Source organism: Candidatus Zixiibacteriota bacterium (genome assembly GCA_034439475.1).
Classification (GTDB): domain Bacteria; phylum Zixibacteria; class MSB-5A5; order GN15; family FEB-12; genus JAWXAN01.
In genome coordinates, this window is the sequence record JAWXAN010000042.1 from 14151 (window position 1) to 33855 (window position 19705).

Here is a 19705-nt window from a genome sequence, read left to right on the forward strand (position 1 = left end):
TAATTGTTCTTTACACAACGGAGCACCTTTAGTTTCTCCCGGCTTGAGTCGAAGCCAAGGATTTAGTGCAATCGCTAAGTCTTTAATTTGCTTGCCGTTCGGTGTTAAGTCAAGGGGTTTTTGGGACTCAAGAACTACCCTGATGGCATGCTTTCATAAGATATTTCACACAGTACGACTTTGTTGACAGCCTCGCAGTGTCCGCGTATACTTTTGCGTGACTAATTTATTGAATCCACTCTCGAAGAGTTCATTTGCCAGAACTGCTGTTTGCTTTGGAATGGTAATGCTCGCCTTAGGCTCCTTCTCCTGTGTCTATAAAAGCGACCCTCCAGAAGCGTTCCAAGATCCAAGATACGCCAACTGGAGGACATATTCCTATCAACAGCTTCTTGTCAAATATCCACCCAATCATCCCCAAGAGAAAAACCTTGAGTCTTTCTCCAAAGGGTACATGTTTGCAATCGACAGAATCACACGGGAACTGAAAATACCAGCGATGACCGACACGACAACACTCTTCTTTTATTCGGGCTTTGGGCAGGGAAGGGAGATAACCGGCAGGCTGTATCCCTTTGCGACCGACACCGCAATTCATTTTTGGCTGCCGAGTTTCCCTGGCCCGGTTATCGTGCAGTATTTGTTGCCCAAATGGTCCCCGGTGGAGCCGAAATATCCATTCTTAAAGCACGGCCTTATCGCTCTGTATGACTTTTCCGGACAGGACTACCATGCCATGACACTTAATTTCATCCGAGATAGCAGCCTGATACACCTTGATTCCTTGGCTCTGGATGCGACAGTGAGCAGTGATACCGAGCGATACCAGACCGCTGAAGCCGCATCATTTGACGCCTTCGTCATGGGAATGTTCGACGTTGAGACGCTTAAAGCGCTCTATGAAACGCAGCTTCCGTTTCCGGATGCAGTCCGAAACATTCTGGGCGCGGAAATAAGCGTCGTCGAGGATGCCTGGCTCGAGTATGCTATGACGTTGGCTCGAAAGGACACAACAGCCGCTAAATAAACAGACGGTTTTTGCCGATACTGTGAGGACAGTTTCTTGTTTGTTTTGTATTGTATCGAAGTTGCGACCGGACTTAGTAGAGAGGACATGAGTCTATGTTTCTAAGCACTCCATTTAAATCGATCATTTGCATCGGATTTTCCCTATTGCTTGTCAGTTGTGGTGGTCGGAAAGGGAGCAAAGATTCTGCGTCCGAGCAATCAAGCAATGAAACATCCGAAATTCGTGAGCTAACCATCGAGCCTGATAATAAAACGATTACTCTCACCTGGAAGACATCGGGCAAAAAGCAGATTAGTTCCTACAATATCTACATCAATCGCGAGCCTAAACTCGTGCATAAAGAAACCGGACTCCCGCTGGTAGATCCCTTTAACTCTGAACCGTTTCTTGGGGATACTAATCCCGACGACAGCGTCACAACTTTTGTGGCGAAAGGGTTGAGGAATGGCGTAAAGTATTATGTTTCGGTTCGGGCAGCCTATTCAAATCAGTCGCTCTCCGAGCCAACCGATGAACTGATTGCGGTGTGCGCGCCGCGTGGGAAAATAGTGCTGTCTCTCAGGAGTCAATCTGACAAGGACGGTTACTCTTTAATAAACGACCAATACGTGTCGGCTCATGATACCGCCAATGATCTCTATTTTTTCTCAAAAGACACAATAGATTATCTCTGTTCCCCTGCTCGCTTTGACGGTTTTCTTAAAGAAAACACACTGATTCTGCTCCCGTTTGCAGGCACTCATGACGAAATAATTAGTAAGTCACCTCTCTTCAAAAATTACATAGCTGGAGACAGGGTCACAATAAGAACTGGCGACTGGGTTCTGCTTCGTATGCCCGATGCCACCCATGCTCTCATTAGAGTTCTTGGGATTAAGGGAAAAGGGACAGATAAAAGGGTTCAACTTTCTTTTGTATATTCGCCGCTTCCCGACGAATATTTTTTTTAGACGCATCTCAACTCATTAAAGACACGCATTCTGTCGCTTGCTTGACAGCACGAAGCGCTTACTCTATACTTGTCCCCTGCATTGTGATTGCGTACATAGTAGAGCTGAACAATCAGCGCTAATAAACGGATGTCGTATGTTTTTAATAGAGGATAGGAAGTAGCTCGATGGCCGGAAAAAGATCAATCACAGTGGCGCATGGTGACGGCATCGGGCCTGAAATAATGAAGGCAACTTTGCATGTCCTCCACGAAGCAGGCGCGCAGATCGAAATCGAAGAAATTCAGATTGGCGAGCAGGTATATCTGAGGGGGATTACCGCGGGTATTGAGCCATCGGCCTGGGAATCACTCCGCCGCACTCAAGTCTTTCTCAAAGCTCCCATAACTACACCCCAAGGCGGCGGTTACCGAAGCCTCAATGTCACCACCCGTAAAACCCTTGGGCTCTATGCCAATATACGCCCATGTGTCTCATACAGCCCTTTTGTACAGACCAAACATCCAATCATGGATGTTGTCATCGTGCGTGAGAACGAGGAAGACACCTATGCCGGTATTGAGCACAAGCAGACCGATCAGGTTGTGCAGTGTTTGAAACTCATCAGTCGTCCGGGCTGTGAACGAATTGTCCGCTATGCCTTTGAATACGCCCGCCAGAACAATCGCTCAAAAGTGACCTGCTTTTCGAAAGATAACATTATGAAAATGACCGATGGTCTCTTTCATAAAGTCTATGATGAGATTGCCTTGGAGTATCCAGATATTCAAAACGAGCATTGGATTGTCGATATCGGCGCGGCCAAACTCGCCGACACGCCCGAAGCCTTTGATGTCATAGTCATGGAAAACCTTTACGGCGATATTCTTTCCGATGTTGCCGCGCAGATTGCCGGATCAGTCGGACTGGCCGGTTCGGCCAATATCGGAGAGCAATGTGCCATGTTTGAGGCCATTCATGGCTCTGCCCCCCGACGTGCTGGGCAAGATGTCGCCAATCCGTCGGGATTGCTGCTTGGGGCAGTAATGATGCTCGTGCATATTAACCAAACCGAAATTGCCGGGCGCATACACAATGCATGGCTTAAAACAATCGAAGACGGCATACACACCTACGATGTTTTTACCGAAGCCCACAGCAAGAAAAAAGTCGGCACTAAAGATTTCGCTCAGGCAGTCGTCGATAGACTCGGCAAACGGCCAGATAAACTCAAACATGCCAGTTACAAATCGGGGTCAAGGCAGTCTTCGCTCTCAAAAATTACCACCACCCATCGCACCAAAAAAGAACTCATGGGCGTCGATCTCTTTATCCATTGGACAGGAAGTACCAACCCGCTTGCCGAGGTGATGGAGAAGATGAACGGCGACGGAATGAAGCTCACCATGATAAGCAATCGCGGTGTCAAAGTATGGCCTGATGGTTTTCCCGAAACTTTTCTTACCGATCACTGGTGTTGCCGCTTCAAGAGTGAGACCTATGGGACTCCGGTAAACCACATGCATGTTGTAAAATTGCTCGAACGACTTGCCAAGGCATCAATTGATTTTATTAAGACCGAGCATCTGTACACTTTCGACGGCGTACTTGGATTCACACCCGGAAAGAGCGAATAAGTGGCGGCCAAGAAAAAGAAATCAAAAACCATAACGGCTTCAAAAGGTCAGCTTGTCGCGGTTATCATGGGAAGCAAATCCGATTGGGATACGATGGATGAGGCATCCATAATACTGGAGGCGTTTGCAATTCCGCACGAATGCAAAGTTGTTTCAGCTCACCGCACACCGGATTTGATGGCCAAGTTCGCAAAAGAAGCCGAAGCGCGCGGTATCGAAGTCATAATCGCTGGAGCCGGAGGCGCGGCCCATCTGCCCGGTATGGTCGCCTCGCATACGCTTCTGCCCGTACTCGGTGTGCCGGTCGTGAGCAAGATGCTCAAAGGTCTGGATTCGCTTCTCTCCATTGCCCAAATGCCAGCAGGGATTCCAGTCGGAACACTTGCCGTGGGAAAAGCCGGCGCAAAAAACGCCGCCCTTCTTGCAATCGCGATTTTGGCCAACAAACGCCCAGAACTCAGAGAAAAACTTCGCAAGTTCCGCTCGGTGCAGACAAAGAAAGTGCGTCAGGAAAAACTCAAGTGAGCCGGTCGATAACCAAAGGGAATGGTTTATCCATTTTACCCGGCTCAACGATAGGCATTCTCGGAAGCGGGCAGCTGGGAAGAATGCTTGCTATAGAAGCCCGAAAAATTGGTTTTTGTGTTCACACATATTCACCCGATAAAAACAGCCCCACGGGACAGATTGCAAATAAAGAGTATGTTGCCGACTACTCTGATTTAAATAAGGTCAGAGAGTTCGCATCGGATGTCGATGTAATCACTTTCGAGTTTGAAAATGTCCATGTGACTACTGTCGATGCCGCAAGCGCGGTAACGACCGTCCGTCCAGCCGGATCAGTTTTGTATACCACCCAAAACCGTCTTCGTGAGAAAACATTCTTGAGCGAAAACGGCTTTCCAGTGGCAAATTTTCGCCACGTCAAGTCACTCAGTGATCTCCAAAGTGCCCTTCAAAAAATCGGCCTGCCTGCAATTCTCAAAACAGCAGATTGGGGGTATGATGGCAAAGGACAGGTGCGGATTAATTCAGCCGAGGAAGCAGACAAAGCATGGTCTTCGCTCGATGCCCCATCGGGAATTCTGGAAGCGTTTGTCGATTTTGAAAGGGAAGTCTCAGTTGTGGCCGCAAGAGCGGTCGACAAAAGCTTTGCTCATTTTGGTCTGATTGAGAACCGGCATAAGAATCATATCCTCGATCTTTCCATCTATCCTGCGAATGTCTCAGACTCACTTCGAAAAGAGGCAATCGAGCTGGCGCGAAATATCTTAGCAAAACTCGATGTTGTCGGTGTGCTCTGTGTCGAAATTTTTGTGACAAAAAGCGGCAGTCTGATAGTCAATGAACTTGCTCCGCGAACCCATAATTCTGGCCATCTGACCATTGATGCCTGTGTCACTAATCAGTTTGAGCAACAGCTTCGCGCGGTCTGCAATCTCCCGCTCGGATCGACCGAATATCATTCGCCGGCGGCGATGGCAAACCTCCTTGGAGATGTCTGGGCAAACGGCGAGCCAAACTGGAAGGCCGCATTGTCAATTTCGGGAGTTAAATTGCATTTGTATGGGAAAGCCGAACCCCGCCCCGGCCGCAAGATGGGACACCTGACGGCACTCGGCGAAAGCCGCGAAATTGCGCTTGAAAGAGTCCTTGAGGCGAGAAGGCGGTTGGTAGGGGAACGCACCTGACTGCACTTTAAATTAACTGAGATTGCCGCGTCGTGCCTTAAGAAGGCACTCCTCGCAACGACATTTAGGGAACGTCTGCTATAATTTCTAGTACCGCACTCCGCCTTGGCGGGCGGTGTGATTCTGTGGTGTAGGGCGCCCCAAGCTGGGGATAGCATTCCTCGCCCGATACTAAGAAAATATGAGATTACCGCGTCCTTATTTCGAGGCCTTCCACTTCTCGACATTCCGTTTCATCTGGCCAATATGTGTTACAGTGTGCTCGTCATAAATCTTCAGCCATTTCTCAAAACTCATCGTCCCACTTTCAGGGTGCTGAATCGTGTTCGACCAGACCGAATCAGGAAGGGATTTTAGAATCTGGCCGTTTAGCTTTCTGATATATTTGAATGCCTCAAGCGAGTCCTCCATTGACTGTTTGTGATACTCAAGTTTTTTGGTCCACTCATCCTGTTCGTAGGCCATAATTGTGTGTCCCGGTTGGGCGATAAAAGTCCTCATACGAACAGAGCTGTTGAGATCGGCATCGGTCAGGTGCACAATAATCTCATGAATGCTCCACTCTTTGGGCGTCGGCTTATACTGCCAAGCTTCCTTGGGCATCTCTTTTAGCGCATAAACAAGCATGGTGTGGGCGTTGGCGTATGAATTGATATGGGCGGTGCGTTCATCGCGAGTCATAATTTCTCTCCTCTTGGGATGATGTTGGTGGTGACAAAGATTGTAAGCATTGTCTGCTTCATGGGCAAAAATAGCCAGCGGCTGATGACTTGTCAATATTCAGTCCAAAGGGAAAGCGAAATTTTCTTAAGAATGGATGAAACAGAAGATTATTCTGTCTGAGGTTTTGCCTCAGCGCGCTCTTTCCAAAGCCAGTCCCGGGTCATGAATTCCCCTTGGTGATTGTCAGCATCGAAAAAATAGAGACTTCGATGTCCGTCATCCCAGATATGTTCGAGCGGTGTGACCTTCAGTTCAATGAGCTTCTGCTTGTAGTGGTTGTAGTCTTCAGGTTTTATTTGGAAGGCAAAATGGAGATGTTCTCCTCCACGGCCATTCAGAAGCCCGAGCTTTCCGATTTTCCAGATGCCGAAAGCGGTGCCATCATGCAGAACCAGCGCTTTTGCCGAGCCATCCTGCCAATGGACGATTTTATGATGGGGGAGAAGAGCGGCATAAAAAGCCAACGCCCGCTCAATATCTTTCACTTCGATGTGAATCTCAAGCAGGCGCATGAAAACGTATTGCCACGAGAGCGAATCCAACCGCTCTCATTCGGGATCAATTATTAATATATTTGCCCAAAATCTGGTTCATCCGCGATGTCATCTTGGAATTTGGCAATACCTCGGTCGCTCCGGCGGAAAGTGCGGCTTTCATCTGGTCCGCCATGATATGCGGCGAATAGCATACGATAGGAATCTTTTGGGTCGCTTCGTACGAACGAAGCTTGTTAATGAGCTGTGGGGCCTCGATTCCATTCAAATTCAAGTCAATAATAATAAGATTCGGACGAAGTTCCTGAGCCTTGGCAAAAATGTCGTCCGAACGGATCGCTTTTATCCCTTCGACTTCCAAACCGTCGAGAATTGACATAATCTTGGAGGTGAAAATCATATTGTTAACAGCAATAATTACCTTTTTATTCATCGTTTCCCATTCTTTGTTACTAAAATCTAACGTCCTCTCCGTTGTGAATGCCTATTATACGCTATTTCAACTGGTTTGTGAAGAGCTTATTTGAGAAAATGCTTAAAGCTACCGAAAGATTATCATAATTGTCTTATTACTATGCCATTACAGGCAAGAGTTCAAGTGTTTTGTCCAATGAAACACACCAAATTAGACAAAAAGTCAATTTTTGTTGATTCGTTGTCCAGAAGGCTCTTTTTAGTCAGATGAAAAAAACAAAGATAGTCGCGACATACGGTCCGTCGGTCGCATCCCCTGAAAAAGTGCGCAAGCTTGTCAATGCCGGAGTGAATCTTTTTCGTGTAAACTGCTCTCATGGCACAAAACCAGACTTCCTGGCGGCTGTTAAAGTCATTCGGGAAGGAACGCGACGAGCAAAGTACCCGGTTGGGCTTATTTTTGACATTGCCGGCCTTAAATTGCGTCTTGAGCGTTTTGAAGGTCAAATACCGATTGTACGTGGCCAGCAGTTGATCCTCACATCCGGAAAATCAGACGTAAAGCATGGCATAATCGGAGTGAACCATCCCGGGGTGGTCGAATCAGTCGAAAAAGGGCAGCGTCTGTTTATCGATGATGGCCAGCTTTTGTTCGAGATTCTCTCCGTTGATGGCAAGCGGATCAAGGTCAAAGCCGTCAACAGTGGGACGCTTCTGCCAGCCAAAGGGATAAACCTCCCTGACACAAAAATTAACATTCCGACCATAACGAAAAAGGATAAGGAAGATATACGCACGGCAGTCGAAGCCGGGGCTGATTTTATCGCGCTCTCGTTTGTTCGCTCATCGGCTGATATTGCCGAGGCGAGGCGGCTTATCAGTCGAGCAAACGGTCGATTGCGCATCATTGCAAAGCTCGAAAAACGGGAAGCAATCGACGCTCTCGATGAAATTATGGTAGCCGCTGACGGAGTGATGATTGCCCGCGGGGACCTTGGAGTTGAACTACCTCCGGCCCAACTGCCAAGAACACAAAAAAGAATTATCGAGCTTGCAAATAGGTATCACAAGCCGGTCATTGTCGCAACCCAGATGCTTGAGTCGATGAGATTTTCGCCCCGAGCAACCCGCGCTGAAATAAACGATGTTGCCTCAGCGGTTTTCGACTATGCCGATGCCGTAATGCTTTCGGCCGAAACGGCTTCGGGTGAGTACCCTGAGGAAGCGGTGGCAACGATGTCGGCGGTGCTTATGGAAACCGAGCCGGTGTCCCCTCCCCATCCAAACACGCTTCAAACACTTATCTTTCGCTCTGCGACAGCCCACGCCATCGCCGAGGCAGTTAGCCATGCCAATGTCTGCTGTCCGACAAATGTGATCTGTACGTTTACGACCAGCGGGTATACAGCGGAAATGATTTCCAACCTTTTCCCTTCGCAGATAATTGTCGCTTTGACACCCGACAAGATGGTGTTACGCCAACTCACCCTTCATCGCTCGGTCTATCCGGTTCTGATAAAGCAGCCCCGCTCGTTCGAAGAGATGCTGAGTGTGGTGGATAAAACCGTGCAGGCGCTCAATGTAGCCCAAAAAGGAGAATTGGTTGTCATTACCGGAGGCACACCTTTCGGATCCACAGTTCCGACGAACTTCTTGAAATACCATCAGGTACACTAACCGAGACGTGAGGGTTTGGCCTAAAACATGTGTGATCCGCACAGTGTAAAGTTTTCATATGTTTTTTCCGATACTAAATAGGATGAATAAAAATATTTCACAGTCCACCCTTATGAGAGCGCTCTTGGTAACGGCTTGTCTTTTCACAGCCACGCTTCTCACAGCGCAGACTTCAAAACCGGCGAAGTCTAATAAAACACAGTCAAAAGAAATCGCGATTACGTTCGATGAACTTCCAGTGGCTGATCCGTTCGGAGAGACCGACCGTCAGGCGATAACCTATCTTCTGCTCGAAGGTCTCAAACTCCATGGAGTGAAAGCCGCAGGATTTGTTGTCGGTCAGTATATCGAAAATAATTTTGACTTATTGGGACAGTGGCTCAACGAGGGGCACACTATCGGATCAATGACGCTCTCCAATCAGGATTATAACGAGATAGACATTACCAGATTCGTTCAGGAAATCAAAATGGGCATGGAGACAATTGAGCCAATGCTTGAGGGTTTCGGTCAAAAGAAACGCTATTTCAGGTTCCCGTTCATGCATTACGGCCCGACTCCAAAAGCAAAAGAGCAGGCCGAGGGATTTCTTGAAAGCAAAAAAGCTACAATCGCCCATGCGACGATAATTCCCGAAGATTATCTCTATAATTTCTCAATGCAAAAGCTTGGTAAACAGCCCGACTCTCAGGCGCTCAACCAACTGATGAATGAGTATCTCAACCATGTCCTCGATGAGGTTGAGCGAGCCGAACTTATGGCCCGTAAACTCACAGGCCAATCGGTAAAACAGATATTACTCCTGCGGGCGAACCGCCTTAATGCCGTATTCATAAATGATCTGCTTGCTGTTTTAGCAGAGCAGGAATACCGCTTTATTTCACTCGATGCCGCGCTCAAAGATCGAGTTTATAATATGCCCGAGGCATATTTCGGCACTCGCGGAGTGGGCTTTCTGGACCGATTGGTGAGCAGCGATCCTGATTTTCTCCCTGCCGAATAGTAAACTCATCTGATTTCACACGAAACCTGTTCTAATTCGGTGTCTGGATCTTATATCGTACCAAGACAATCAACACGATCAGGGCAAAGACTGCCTGTGTTCCGAAGATATACTCGGAACCGGAGCGGACGTCGGAATGCGCCGCGATCCGTTTGAACGTCATATATGCCAGCATAAGAGTATTGAGGCCGATCCATCCGATTGCAAGGTTGAGAACTGTAGGCGAACCGCCTTTCAGGAAAATCCCGATTATTATTGTCACAATGGCAATGCCCCCGTTTATAAACAACGGTGTCGGCGTGTGAGTGCGGTAATAGCCAAAAAGCCCCATGAGCAGCATGTAGCCGCCAAGAGCGATAACAAGATCGAGCGATTTCATAGACAATTCCTTTCGTATTTGTCCCCTAAAATACACGGGCAAACCGCATTTAGCAATAGTAAGCTTGGCTCCAGAACAACCTCTCAAAATGTGATTCTCTGCAAGGCAGTCTGGTCATATTATTATCATGAACAGATAAGCCGATAGTATTCGTATAATTAAGGAAGATTATGTGGACTGACAAAGAAATTGTACTTAGCTCAAACGCCCTTGCGGTTCTCGCGCGCCGCTATCTCATCAAGGATAATGACGGGCGGGTCATTGAAACACCGCGGGAATTGTTTATTCGGGTGGCGAAATTCATTGCCGAAGCCGATCGCAACTATGGCGCGAATGACACCGAGGTCAAAAAGACTGCTTCGGGTTTTTTTGAGATGATGGCCTCGCTTGATTTTCTTCCCAACTCACCGACGCTCATGAATGCCGGACGCTCGCTTGGGCAATTATCGGCCTGTTTTGTTTTACCTGTCGGTGATTCAATAGATGAAATATTCGAAGCCAACAAACAGGCGGCCATTATTCACAAATCCGGAGGCGGAACAGGATTTTCTTTCTCACGGATTCGGCCTCGAAATTCGATTGTTGCGACCACAAGCGGTGTAGCGAGCGGGCCAGTCTCGTTTATGAAAGTTATCAACGCTTCGACTGAAGCTATCAAGCAGGGCGGGACCCGTCGCGGGGCGAATATGGGAATACTCCGTGTCGACCACCCTGATATCATGGATTTCATCACCTCAAAGAGCGATACGGCTGAAATCACTAATTTTAACATTTCTGTCGCAATTACGGATGCGTTTATGCAGGCACTGGCTGAAGGCAAGGATTATGCCCTCATCAACCCCAAAACGAACAGTCCATATATTCGTGACGGCAAGGAGCAGACGCTAAAGGCCCTCGAAGTTTTTGAGGCAATTGTGAGCAATGCCTGGCTGACCGGCGAACCCGGCATTGTCTTTATCGATAGAATGAATCGCAGCAATCCGACTTTTCCGACCGAGACAATTGAAGCGACAAACCCTTGCGGAGAACAACCCTTGCCTCCTTATGATTCCTGCAACCTCGGATCAATTAATCTCGGCCATTTTATCAAAGACTCTCTGCCCAATGATTACAGTATCAGCAATGCCCAAGATGGCATCGACTGGCCGCGCCTTGCTACTGTAGTACGACATGCTGTGCATTTCCTTGATAACGTCATTGATCAAAATAAATATCCTATTCCGGCAATCGAATTCCAGACGAGAAAAAACCGCCGAATTGGTCTTGGAGTTATGGGATGGGCTGATATGCTTGTGAAACTCCGTCTGCCCTATGACAGCCCTCAGGCATTGGGGCTGGGCGAGCAGTTAATGAGTTTTATACTTTCCGAAGGGCGAAACCACAGCTCCGAGCTTGCCACCATCCGAGGGAAATTCCCCAATTGGGAGGGCTCGATATACAAATCCGAGGAGGTGGCGATGAGAAACGCTACTGTAACCACCATTGCTCCCACCGGAACGATTTCAATTATTGCAAACTGCTCGTCAGGGATTGAGCCCTATTATTCACTGGCGTTTGAACGAAATGTCATGGACGGGACCCGGTTGACCGAGATCAATTCGCTCTTTGAGCGAATTGCCCGCATGGAGAACTTCTATAGCGATGAGCTGATAGGAAAGATTTCATCTCGGCGCTCAATCACTGACCTTCAAGAGATACCGTCAGCAGTCAAGGCTATTTTTGTGACCGCAGCCGATGTCTCACCTGAGAACCATATCAAAATGCAGGCGGTGTTTCAGAAATTTTCCGATTCTTCAGTTTCAAAGACAATCAACCTGCCTGAATCCGCCACCAAGGAAAATGTCCGTCGCGCCTACGAGTTGGCCTATGAGCTTGGATGTAAAGGCGTCACGATTTACCGCGATAACTCGCGTCCCAATCAGGTCCTTTCCACAAAGAAAGAGATGGCTGATGAGTCTGTTCAGCCCATTCCTGAATCCCGTCCCGAAATTCTTAGCGGATTCACCGAAAAAATTCGGACCGGCTATGGTAATCTCTACGTCACAGTCAATAACAAGAACGGACGGCCATTTGAAGTTTTTGCCCATATTGGAAAATCAGGCTATACTACAATGGCCGACACTGAAGCTATTTGCCGCTTGATTTCTCTTGGACTTCGCTCAGGCATTCCCGTGACAGAAATAATCAGACAACTCAGAGGAATCGGCGGCTCTCAGCAGATTTACTCAAGTGGCGCCAAAATATTCTCCATCCCTGACGCCATTGCTCAGATATTGAACAAACATTTTATTACCCAAGAACATATCGCCGCCGGATACAGCCAGAAATTACCGGGAGAAATATGCCCCGATTGCGGATCTGCCATGCTTGTAGATGGAGGTTGTCAATCCTGTCAACATTGTGGTTATTCTAACTGTTAATTGTGACGATATAAAAGATAACGGCGGACTGTCTGCCGTATTAGCAAACGAGTAAATAGCAAGAACGCTGGAATACAATGGATTCAGGTAGCTTCATTCCCGCAGGCAGAACCTCGCTAGTCAAGCGGGGCGAGGTCTCACTTCAGGTGCAAACCGAGTACGCAGCTCGCCCGAGTCCGCGCATCACCACCACTGTTCTTAAATCCGGTCAGGTGCTTCATAAAGTGGAAAGGAGTATCGATCAGCCAATCAGCACGTTTGAAGAACAACAGGAAGCTGAAACAAGCCTAAAAAAACAGCACAGCGCGGTAATTTCTATTATTCAGAATGGCTCATTCCTTCCGACAAAAACCAATGTTTCTTCGCTCTCCGCTAGGGCACCGAAACTTTCCTACATTGATCGGTTGACTGCTATTACTGGAGTACAAAAAGTGTTCCGGCTTGATGTGGACGGCAATTTCATCGGCAGCGGTCTACACGAAAAAAATTTCAAAAAGCTCTTTCCACAAATCTTTAAGAATATCAACGAAGTCATTGAGCTCTTTGCTCGTCGATCCGGATTCTTGAGTGAACGGGTACATGGTGTATATGAAGTCGAACGTGATCTGCTGTATTATATTTCTGCGAGTACGGAATGCTTTTTTGTCGTTGTTCAACAGCCAAGTGAGCCTGTTAATTTTGAAAAGGCATTCCGCGCGGCAATCGAAGACGGCATTGACCTTTTAAAGCGTACCTAACTCGACTCCTTATGTTCATCTCATTTTTTTACACCGCATAAAAAACCCGCCATTGGTATGACGGGCTAAATTTGCTGGAGAGAGATTTGCGATTTGAAAACACTCCCGATACCTCACGGTAAAGGGTTTTTATAATCACTTCTCGCGTTTTGTATTCGCTATCAAATAATTTTCATTATTCGGTTCACGGCGTCTACGCAGCAACGAAGAAACGACCTTCATAATTCAGGTGTAAGAGGTTTTCAAATGACTTGTCTCTCCCCAAACATCTATATCTAATATACACAATCCTATCATGCAATCAAATATATTTCATCAATTGCAAATGAAATATATTTGTAATATTTTGGAACGCGGATAAAACATCAATCAGTGGAGTGAAATGATATCAGCCATAGGACTTGATATTGTAGATAGCGAACGAATTGTGCGTCTGTTAGACCGCTTCGGCAATAAATTTGCTAAGCGAATTCTTGGTCCGATTGAGATTTCGTATTACAGTAGCCGGATTGACCGACAGAATTATCTTGCTGGCCGGTTCGCCGCGAAAGAAGCGGTCATCAAAGGTTTGGGAATATATCTCAAACAGCGCCCGGCATGGAGGGATATTCAAATTCTCAATGACTCAACCGGACGTCCCGTGCTCCAATTGACTGATGCGCTCAAAAAAAAGCTTGGACGGACGCAGTGTCACTTATCTATAGCTCATGAGAAAAAAACTGCGGTTGCAGTGGCAATCTTCACAGAGGAATAAGAAAAAAATGCAGGACTCTGATATACTCAAACTATTCAAAGATTCCGAAGCTCTTCTTACCGGGCACTTTAAACTGACATCGGGGCGTCACTCCGATGTTTATTACGAAAAATTTACTCTCTTGAAAAATCCGACCATCTGCACAAAGATTTGTGAAGCGATGGCCGAGCGGCTAAGACCGTTCAAGCCGAGCGCTATTGTGGGGCCGACCACGGGCGGAATAATTATTGCCTATGATGTCGCGCGCTATTTAGGGATTGAATCGCTGTATGCCGAGGCCGGAGAAAAGGGGCGCGAGTTTAAAAGAGGATTCTCACTTGAAAAGGGACAACTTGTAGCCATCGTCGACGACGTCCTAACGACAGGAACATCGATTAACGAAGTTATCGCGCTTGTGAATTCCTATGGCGCCAATATTGTTGGCATTGGAATGCTTCTGGATCGCTCTGGCGGCGCTGTGAAGTTTGACTATCCGTTTTTCCCATTAGCCTCGGTCAGCGCCCAAAGCTGGTCGGTTGAAGAGTGTCCCTTGTGCGCCGAAAGTCAGGCATTGACCCAGAGGGGAAGCAGGCAGTTTTAGTGTGAGATCAGTTGAGGGATTTCGGTTTGGTTTTTGACAGGAAAGTCCAACCGGATGGTCGTGCCTATATCAATAGCTGAATCGATCTGAATTTTCCCGCCATGATTTTCTATTATTCTCTTACACACAACCAATCCGAAACCGTGGCCATGAGGTTTGGTCGTGAACTTTTCATTGAATGCTTTGGTGATATTATCCGCGTCGAATCCGGAGCCATTATCTTTCATAATAAAAGAAAAGCGATTTTGTTTTGGTTCGCATTGCAATTCGACGTCTATGATTTTAGGTGAGCTACCAGCGAGAGCATCTGCGGCATTATTAAATAAGTTATAGAGCAGTTGCTGTAACTGAGTGGCGTCGGCGTCGATCGGTATATCTTTCGAGATGATTGAAATGTTAAGTTGAACATCGCGGAACCGGCGTTGAGGTTTGAGATACTCGATGACTTCGCTCAGCGCCCTGTCGAAATAGAGCATTTCTTTCTTTGAAGAGATTGAGGTCAAATCCATGAGATGACTTGTAAAAACAGTCATCTTATCTATAGTCTTATTGATAGCTATGGCATGCTTTTGAAGGGTATCATAGTTCTTTTTCTTGATATGAAGGGCAAGCAGGGAGAGGTTCCCGGCTATTACACCGAGGAAGTTATTCATTTCATGGCCAATCTCGGCTGACATTGCGCCACGTGTGGCCATCTTCTCCAGATCTATGGTCTGATCTTGCATTTCTTTCAATTTGGTATATGCTTCCTGTGTATCTTCAAGCAGGAAAAGATTTTCAAGCGTTACGCCGAGCTGCCTTACAAGAAACGAGAGAAATTTGGTGTCTGATTGTTTCCCCTTGCTTGAGTCATCGGGGACAGCTAGCATGAGCCAGCCGTAGTATCGTTCTCCGACGGCAACGGGTAGCACAAGTATCTGTTTGGACGTCACCGCCTCGCTCCAAGCCGGTTCAGCTTCAGAGCCTGAAGTGAGTCTGCGATAATTGCTCCAAAAGGGATGATCACTGAGGGCTGTGAGAATCATTGTTTCCTGGCTGTGATGTTTTTCAAGCTCAAGAACTGCTGTGTTGACTGCTTCGCTGTTCAAAGCAGATTCTAAGATTTTGCCTTTGCTTGCGGTCAAACTCAAAAGTGCCGAATGCTTTGGATGGCAGGTGATAATACTGCCATGCTGGGCTTGGTGGTGCATAACTGCAAATTTGAGCGTCGAGGCCAGAACCGCTTCTATATCCGAGGAGGCAAAGAGCATATCGCTTAGGTCGGTGAGCTTCGTCAATTCCTGATCAGAGCTGCGCGTCGCGTTTTTGGCCTTGCTGGCAAGGGCCTGCCTGACCGCTTGACGGATTTCAGATAATTCAAACGGCTTCATGATGTAATCCGAAGCCCCGTGCTTGATGGCGTCTTTTGCTGAACTGAGATTGGCGTATCCGGTCATGAAAATTACGGCCAGATCTGGCCGAATGTTCCGAGCTGCCTTGACCAATTCTATGCCGGTGATGCCCGGCATTCGGATATCTGTTAAAAGCAAGTCGGCCGGTTCAAATGTGAGCGAGTCGAGCGCATCCTGGCCGCGGGTGAAAGTCTGAACATGATATCCCTCGTCCTCGAGCGCGTCGCGTACCAGCGAAAGGACAATGGCTTCGTCATCGACAACGAGGATATGCAACATGACAGGCTCTATAGTATTTAGTGGCTTTTTACCGGTTTGAGAATATTATCTAATATTGATCGAAGCTGGTCTAGTTCAAATGGTTTGCGAATGCAGTTATAGTCGCCTACTCCATTTATCTGTTCAGCAATTTGATCGGGCATCGAATCGGTGAATAAAAATCGCATGAGCGGTTTTTTCTTGAGTACTGCCGTCAACACATCGTATCCGGTCGTTTTGGGCAGATGCAAGTCACAAATACAAAGGTCAAACTGTTTTGTGGTTGCCTCGGTAATTCCCTCATGGGCGGTGGCTGAGCAGTGAACTTTATGGCCTGAATCAGTAAGAAAGTCAGCCAACAATTTTCTTATAATGGCAGAATCATCGATAATGAGTATTTTTGCCATCGGTTTAATCCTTAGCCTCGAGCGCCGATGTGACCGTCTTCATCAACTCTTTAATACTAAAGGGTTTGGACAGAAATCCGAAGGCTCCGTTGTTGACCGACTGGCTTACCGTATATAGACTGGAATATCCAGAAATAACAATTACTTTGGCGTTCGGGTTTTTTTCTCTTGCAGCCTTCACAACTTCTTCACCTGGCACCCGGGGCATCCGTAAATCAGTGATAACCAGATCGAATTTACGGGCATTGAGTTTTTCGATTGCCTCATCGCCGTCGCTGGCCACGCTTACTTCATAATCTTCCAGAACTTCAGAGAGGAAATCCCTGATGATTTCTTCGTCATCTACGATTAAGATTGATTGCTTGACTGCGGAACTCATCTGTTTCGGTCTTCCAATGCTTTAGAGTTATCCGACTATCTTCTCTGTCTCAATATCGGCTTTTTGCGCATTCTTCTGAACCGGTAGCACGATTGTAAACGTCGTCCCTTGACCTAAAATGGAAGAAACAGTGATTTCTCCTCCGTGGTCTTTAATTATGCCGTAGCTGACAGAAAGACCCAGACCAGTTCCTTTGCCGATTTCTTTGGTGGTGAAAAATGGCTCAAAGATGCGTTTCAGGTTTTCCTTCGCAATCCCGCTTCCATTATCTATTATACAAATCTCAACCGCGCCTCCAAATTCCCCGAGTGCCGGTGAGGACCGTGAGATCACCCGAATAACCGAGCCGGGTTTTGATGCATGCATGGCGTTTATAATGAGATTCGTGAACACCTGCTGAAGCTGACCGGCATTTCCATTGATGATGGGTAGATTAGGGGAGAAATCTACCGCCAACTCCATCTGATTTATATGGAGTTGGTGTTCAATAAAGGAAATGGTCTCTTCGATGGCTTTGTTGGCATCCGTATCTTCAAAATCGACAGTCCGTGAGGACCGCGAGAAACGAAGCAGATTCTGCACGATCGTTTTGCACCTGCGTGCCTGTACTTCTATATCTGAAACATAACGAACATAGCTTTCGATTTCACGTCCCGTAATCTTTTCCGGAGCCTGCTTCTGGAGCTTTTCAAGAGTGAATTGCGCGTAGCCAAGAATGCCCCCAAGGGGATTATTGAGTTCATGCGCAACTCCTGCCGCCAGTTGGCCGATGGCGCTCATTTTTTCTGACTGGATAAGCTGGGTTTGGGCATCCTCAAGCTGGCCGGTGCGCTCGATTATTTTCTCTTCAAGGGTCTTATTGTACTGCTCGATTTCAGCCCGAGATTGTTGTAAGGACTCAATCATTTTATTGAATGTGACAGCCAAATGTCCGATCTCATCTTTTTGGACAATCTCAACTCGACGGCCCAAATCCCCCCGGCTGACTTGATCGGTCACAGCTACAAGTTCTGTGACTGGTTTGGTGATGGCGTTTACGATATAGGTGATCGTTGCTATCGTTAACAGTACAACCAGCAATGTCAGGAGAATCACAGTTATCGTAGCTTCATTAGTAAGCGCACGCACATGCGCGACCGAGAGACCAAGTTCGACATGTCCGATCACTTCTCGTTCTTTCTTATAAGATAAGCCCTGATCCAAGCCGCCCGTGACACCAAGATTCTCGCGATTGAGTGTGTGCTTATCCGTGGAGATAGGCGACATCAACACCAGAAGTTCCTTCCCGGTCGAATCTACCCATAGCGTAGGCGGCATTTCAGTGGTGTCAGCTTTTGTGCTCTGCCATGTTCCATTGGAGACAGTCGGATGCTTGATGCCGACGGTCGCAAGTATATCTCCATCCTTGTTAGTTATAATGGCATACTGAACCGACTCAAAGCGTTTCAGGACAGCAAGCAGATCAGCAAGTTCGTAGCGCGACTCAAACAGTACGCCGCTTTCGGCATTAATTGCAATCATCGTCATCATAGTCTTTCCGCTGACTTCAAGCTCACTGTTAAAACCATCGGTTTGCTTCTGGATGAGGTATGTGCTGAGCACGGTCATGCTGATCACGACCAGCCCCGCAATGGGGATGACAAACTTTTCCCGCAGATTCATCTGGAATTCGCTCAGGCGCCGCCAATTCATCGGTATACCTCCTTGGCGACAGCGACAAGATCAGGAGGAATCGTAATTTGCATATACTGGGCGGTCCGCTCATTATAGTGAAACCAGATTACATCAGGCGAAGTCACTGCTATTCCTGAAGGTTTGCCTCCGCCAAGGATAGCGTTGACAATTATGCCAGTCTGGCGGCCGATGGCTTTATAATCGAAATCCAGGGCAAAGAGGGCGCCTGATTCGACGACATTTCGACTGAATCCCATAACCGGGATATTCTTTTTCATAGAGTGCAAAAGAATATATTTGGTCGATTGCGGGGTGAAGAGGTTGGGATCGGCAAGCGACCAAATACCTTGACAGGTTTTCGTAAGAGAATCTATGGCCCCAGGCAGTTCCTTTTCATTGTTGATTTGGATAGCAACCAGCGTCAGTCCTGAATCCGCAGCGGCTCGTTGTGCGCGAGGTATTAATGACGCCGTATTGGAAGTGTACAATACACCGATCTTTTTGAGCTTGGGAATGATTTTCTTGAAATTCCAAAACTGAATATCGATCGAGATATCCAGAGAGGCGCCGGTAATATTATCTTTAGGCTGAAACTTATCTGACACAAAGCCTGACAGTTCAGGATATAGCACAGACGAAAAAACCAACGGCACGCCGGAGAACTCTCTTTGCGCAACTTTCGTGGCATCGCTTCCAACCGTGACAATAACAGAAGGATTGAATTCCAAAAGGGAATCCATGCTTGACTGCGTCATCAGTCCGGCGCTCGTTAAACGATACAGCGAGAATATCGCTTCAGGATATTGTTGACGGATGGTGGTGGTAAGTCCGGAGATGGTTCGTGTCGTGGCAGTCAGACTGTCGGTGGTCAGTACCAGGATTTTTTTAGATTTAGCCTGAGCTGCGAATGCGCACACACCAAGAAGCATCGTTGTAGCAATAACGACACGCAATGCGCCATGCCATAAAGAGCGGCCGACGCGCTTGTTGAATCCGATTGGGCTGTTTGTCACTCTGTCGTAACGTACGTCTTAAGGATATATCATTGTTTTACCTGCTCTCTCTATGTATCGGGTGTAGAGCCGAAAACTTCAGGCCGACTGCGATTCTTTAGACGTTTGCGCGATG

At 47.3% G+C, this 19705-nt stretch carries 20 protein-coding genes; 11 read left to right on the plus strand and 9 right to left on the minus strand.

All coding sequences use genetic code 11. The features are described from left to right. Positions 1-217: 217 nt before the first annotated feature. The 5 genes from SGI97_05750 (at position 218) to SGI97_05770 (ending at position 5287) form a co-directional block, all read left to right on the plus strand. Entirely contained in the window at positions 218-1027 is an 810-nt protein-coding gene (locus SGI97_05750) for a hypothetical protein (protein ID MDZ4723389.1), read from the plus strand. Positions 1028-1122: 95 nt separating this feature from the next. Then, positions 1123-1980, plus strand: coding sequence for a fibronectin type III domain-containing protein (locus SGI97_05755; protein ID MDZ4723390.1), 858 nt, complete (start codon positions 1123-1125; stop codon positions 1978-1980). Between the two features lie 167 nt (positions 1981-2147). Then, positions 2148-3596: an NADP-dependent isocitrate dehydrogenase gene (locus SGI97_05760; GenBank protein ID MDZ4723391.1), complete on the plus strand. Its 1449-nt coding sequence runs from the start codon at positions 2148-2150 to the stop codon at positions 3594-3596. Positions 3597-3662: 66 nt separating this feature from the next. Next, positions 3663-4121: a 5-(carboxyamino)imidazole ribonucleotide mutase gene (gene purE, locus SGI97_05765; protein ID MDZ4723392.1), complete on the plus strand. Its 459-nt coding sequence runs from the start codon at positions 3663-3665 to the stop codon at positions 4119-4121. Continuing rightward, on the plus strand, positions 4118-5287 hold the full coding sequence (locus tag SGI97_05770; protein MDZ4723393.1) for a 5-(carboxyamino)imidazole ribonucleotide synthase: 1170 nt from the start codon (positions 4118-4120) through the stop codon (positions 5285-5287). Before purE ends, SGI97_05770 begins: the two co-directional genes overlap by 4 nt. Before the next feature lie 198 nt (positions 5288-5485). On the opposite strand, the gene SGI97_05775 is transcribed toward SGI97_05770, so the two are convergent. The 3 genes from SGI97_05775 to SGI97_05785 form a co-directional block, all read right to left on the minus strand. After that, the gene (locus tag SGI97_05775; GenBank protein ID MDZ4723394.1) at positions 5486-5968 is read right to left on the minus strand and encodes a DinB family protein; all 483 of its coding nucleotides are present in this window, start codon (positions 5966-5968) and stop codon (positions 5486-5488) included. A gap of 149 nt (positions 5969-6117) precedes the next feature. After that, positions 6118-6552 (minus strand): VOC family protein, encoded by a 435-nt coding sequence (locus tag SGI97_05780; protein MDZ4723395.1) that lies wholly within the window; start codon positions 6550-6552, stop codon positions 6118-6120. A gap of 16 nt (positions 6553-6568) precedes the next feature. Beyond that, on the minus strand, positions 6569-6937 hold the full coding sequence (locus tag SGI97_05785) for a response regulator (GenBank protein ID MDZ4723396.1): 369 nt from the start codon (positions 6935-6937) through the stop codon (positions 6569-6571). A gap of 248 nt (positions 6938-7185) precedes the next feature. On the opposite strand from SGI97_05785, the gene pyk reads away from it, so the two are divergent. Both pyk and SGI97_05795 read left to right on the plus strand, forming a co-directional pair. Continuing rightward, complete coding sequence (gene pyk, locus SGI97_05790; GenBank protein ID MDZ4723397.1) at positions 7186-8595, plus strand: pyruvate kinase; 1410 nt, start codon at positions 7186-7188, stop codon at positions 8593-8595. A gap of 82 nt (positions 8596-8677) precedes the next feature. Further along, the gene (locus tag SGI97_05795; protein ID MDZ4723398.1) at positions 8678-9598 is read left to right on the plus strand and encodes a polysaccharide deacetylase family protein; all 921 of its coding nucleotides are present in this window, start codon (positions 8678-8680) and stop codon (positions 9596-9598) included. Between the two features lie 31 nt (positions 9599-9629). On the opposite strand, the gene SGI97_05800 is transcribed toward SGI97_05795, so the two are convergent. Next, positions 9630-9977, minus strand: a complete 348-nt coding sequence (locus tag SGI97_05800) for a hypothetical protein (protein MDZ4723399.1) — start codon at positions 9975-9977, stop codon at positions 9630-9632. A gap of 170 nt (positions 9978-10147) precedes the next feature. Between SGI97_05800 and SGI97_05805 the strand changes: the two genes are divergently transcribed. From SGI97_05805 to pyrE, 4 genes are all read left to right on the plus strand, one after another. After that, on the plus strand, positions 10148-12397 hold the full coding sequence (locus SGI97_05805; protein ID MDZ4723400.1) for a vitamin B12-dependent ribonucleotide reductase: 2250 nt from the start codon (positions 10148-10150) through the stop codon (positions 12395-12397). A 77-nt stretch (positions 12398-12474) separates the two neighbouring features. After that, complete coding sequence (locus SGI97_05810; GenBank protein ID MDZ4723401.1) at positions 12475-13134, plus strand: hypothetical protein; 660 nt, start codon at positions 12475-12477, stop codon at positions 13132-13134. Positions 13135-13516: 382 nt separating this feature from the next. Continuing rightward, a complete protein-coding gene (gene acpS, locus SGI97_05815) occupies positions 13517-13888 on the plus strand; it encodes a holo-ACP synthase (GenBank protein ID MDZ4723402.1) in 372 nt (123 codons plus the stop codon). A gap of 7 nt (positions 13889-13895) precedes the next feature. Beyond that, a complete protein-coding gene (pyrE, locus tag SGI97_05820; GenBank protein MDZ4723403.1) occupies positions 13896-14468 on the plus strand; it encodes an orotate phosphoribosyltransferase in 573 nt (190 codons plus the stop codon). Here the strand turns inward: pyrE and SGI97_05825 are convergent. Genes SGI97_05825 through SGI97_05845 form a run of 5 tightly spaced genes read right to left on the minus strand, consistent with a single transcriptional unit; the run spans position 14465 to position 19590 of the window. Next, the gene (locus SGI97_05825) at positions 14465-16138 is read right to left on the minus strand and encodes a response regulator (protein ID MDZ4723404.1); all 1674 of its coding nucleotides are present in this window, start codon (positions 16136-16138) and stop codon (positions 14465-14467) included. The two genes, pyrE and SGI97_05825, sit on opposite strands and share 4 nt — an antisense overlap. Positions 16139-16155: 17 nt before the next feature. Beyond that, entirely contained in the window at positions 16156-16524 is a 369-nt protein-coding gene (locus SGI97_05830; GenBank protein MDZ4723405.1) for a response regulator, read from the minus strand. Between the two features lie 4 nt (positions 16525-16528). Then, positions 16529-16903 carry a response regulator gene (locus SGI97_05835; protein ID MDZ4723406.1) on the minus strand — a complete coding sequence of 125 codons (375 nt, stop codon included), beginning with the start codon at positions 16901-16903 and terminating at the stop codon, positions 16529-16531. A 27-nt stretch (positions 16904-16930) separates the two neighbouring features. Continuing rightward, positions 16931-18595, minus strand: a complete 1665-nt coding sequence (locus SGI97_05840) for an ATP-binding protein (GenBank protein MDZ4723407.1) — start codon at positions 18593-18595, stop codon at positions 16931-16933. After that, complete coding sequence (locus tag SGI97_05845; GenBank protein MDZ4723408.1) at positions 18592-19590, minus strand: ABC transporter substrate binding protein; 999 nt, start codon at positions 19588-19590, stop codon at positions 18592-18594. Before SGI97_05845 ends, SGI97_05840 begins: the two co-directional genes overlap by 4 nt. Between the last annotated feature and the right edge of the window lie 115 nt (positions 19591-19705).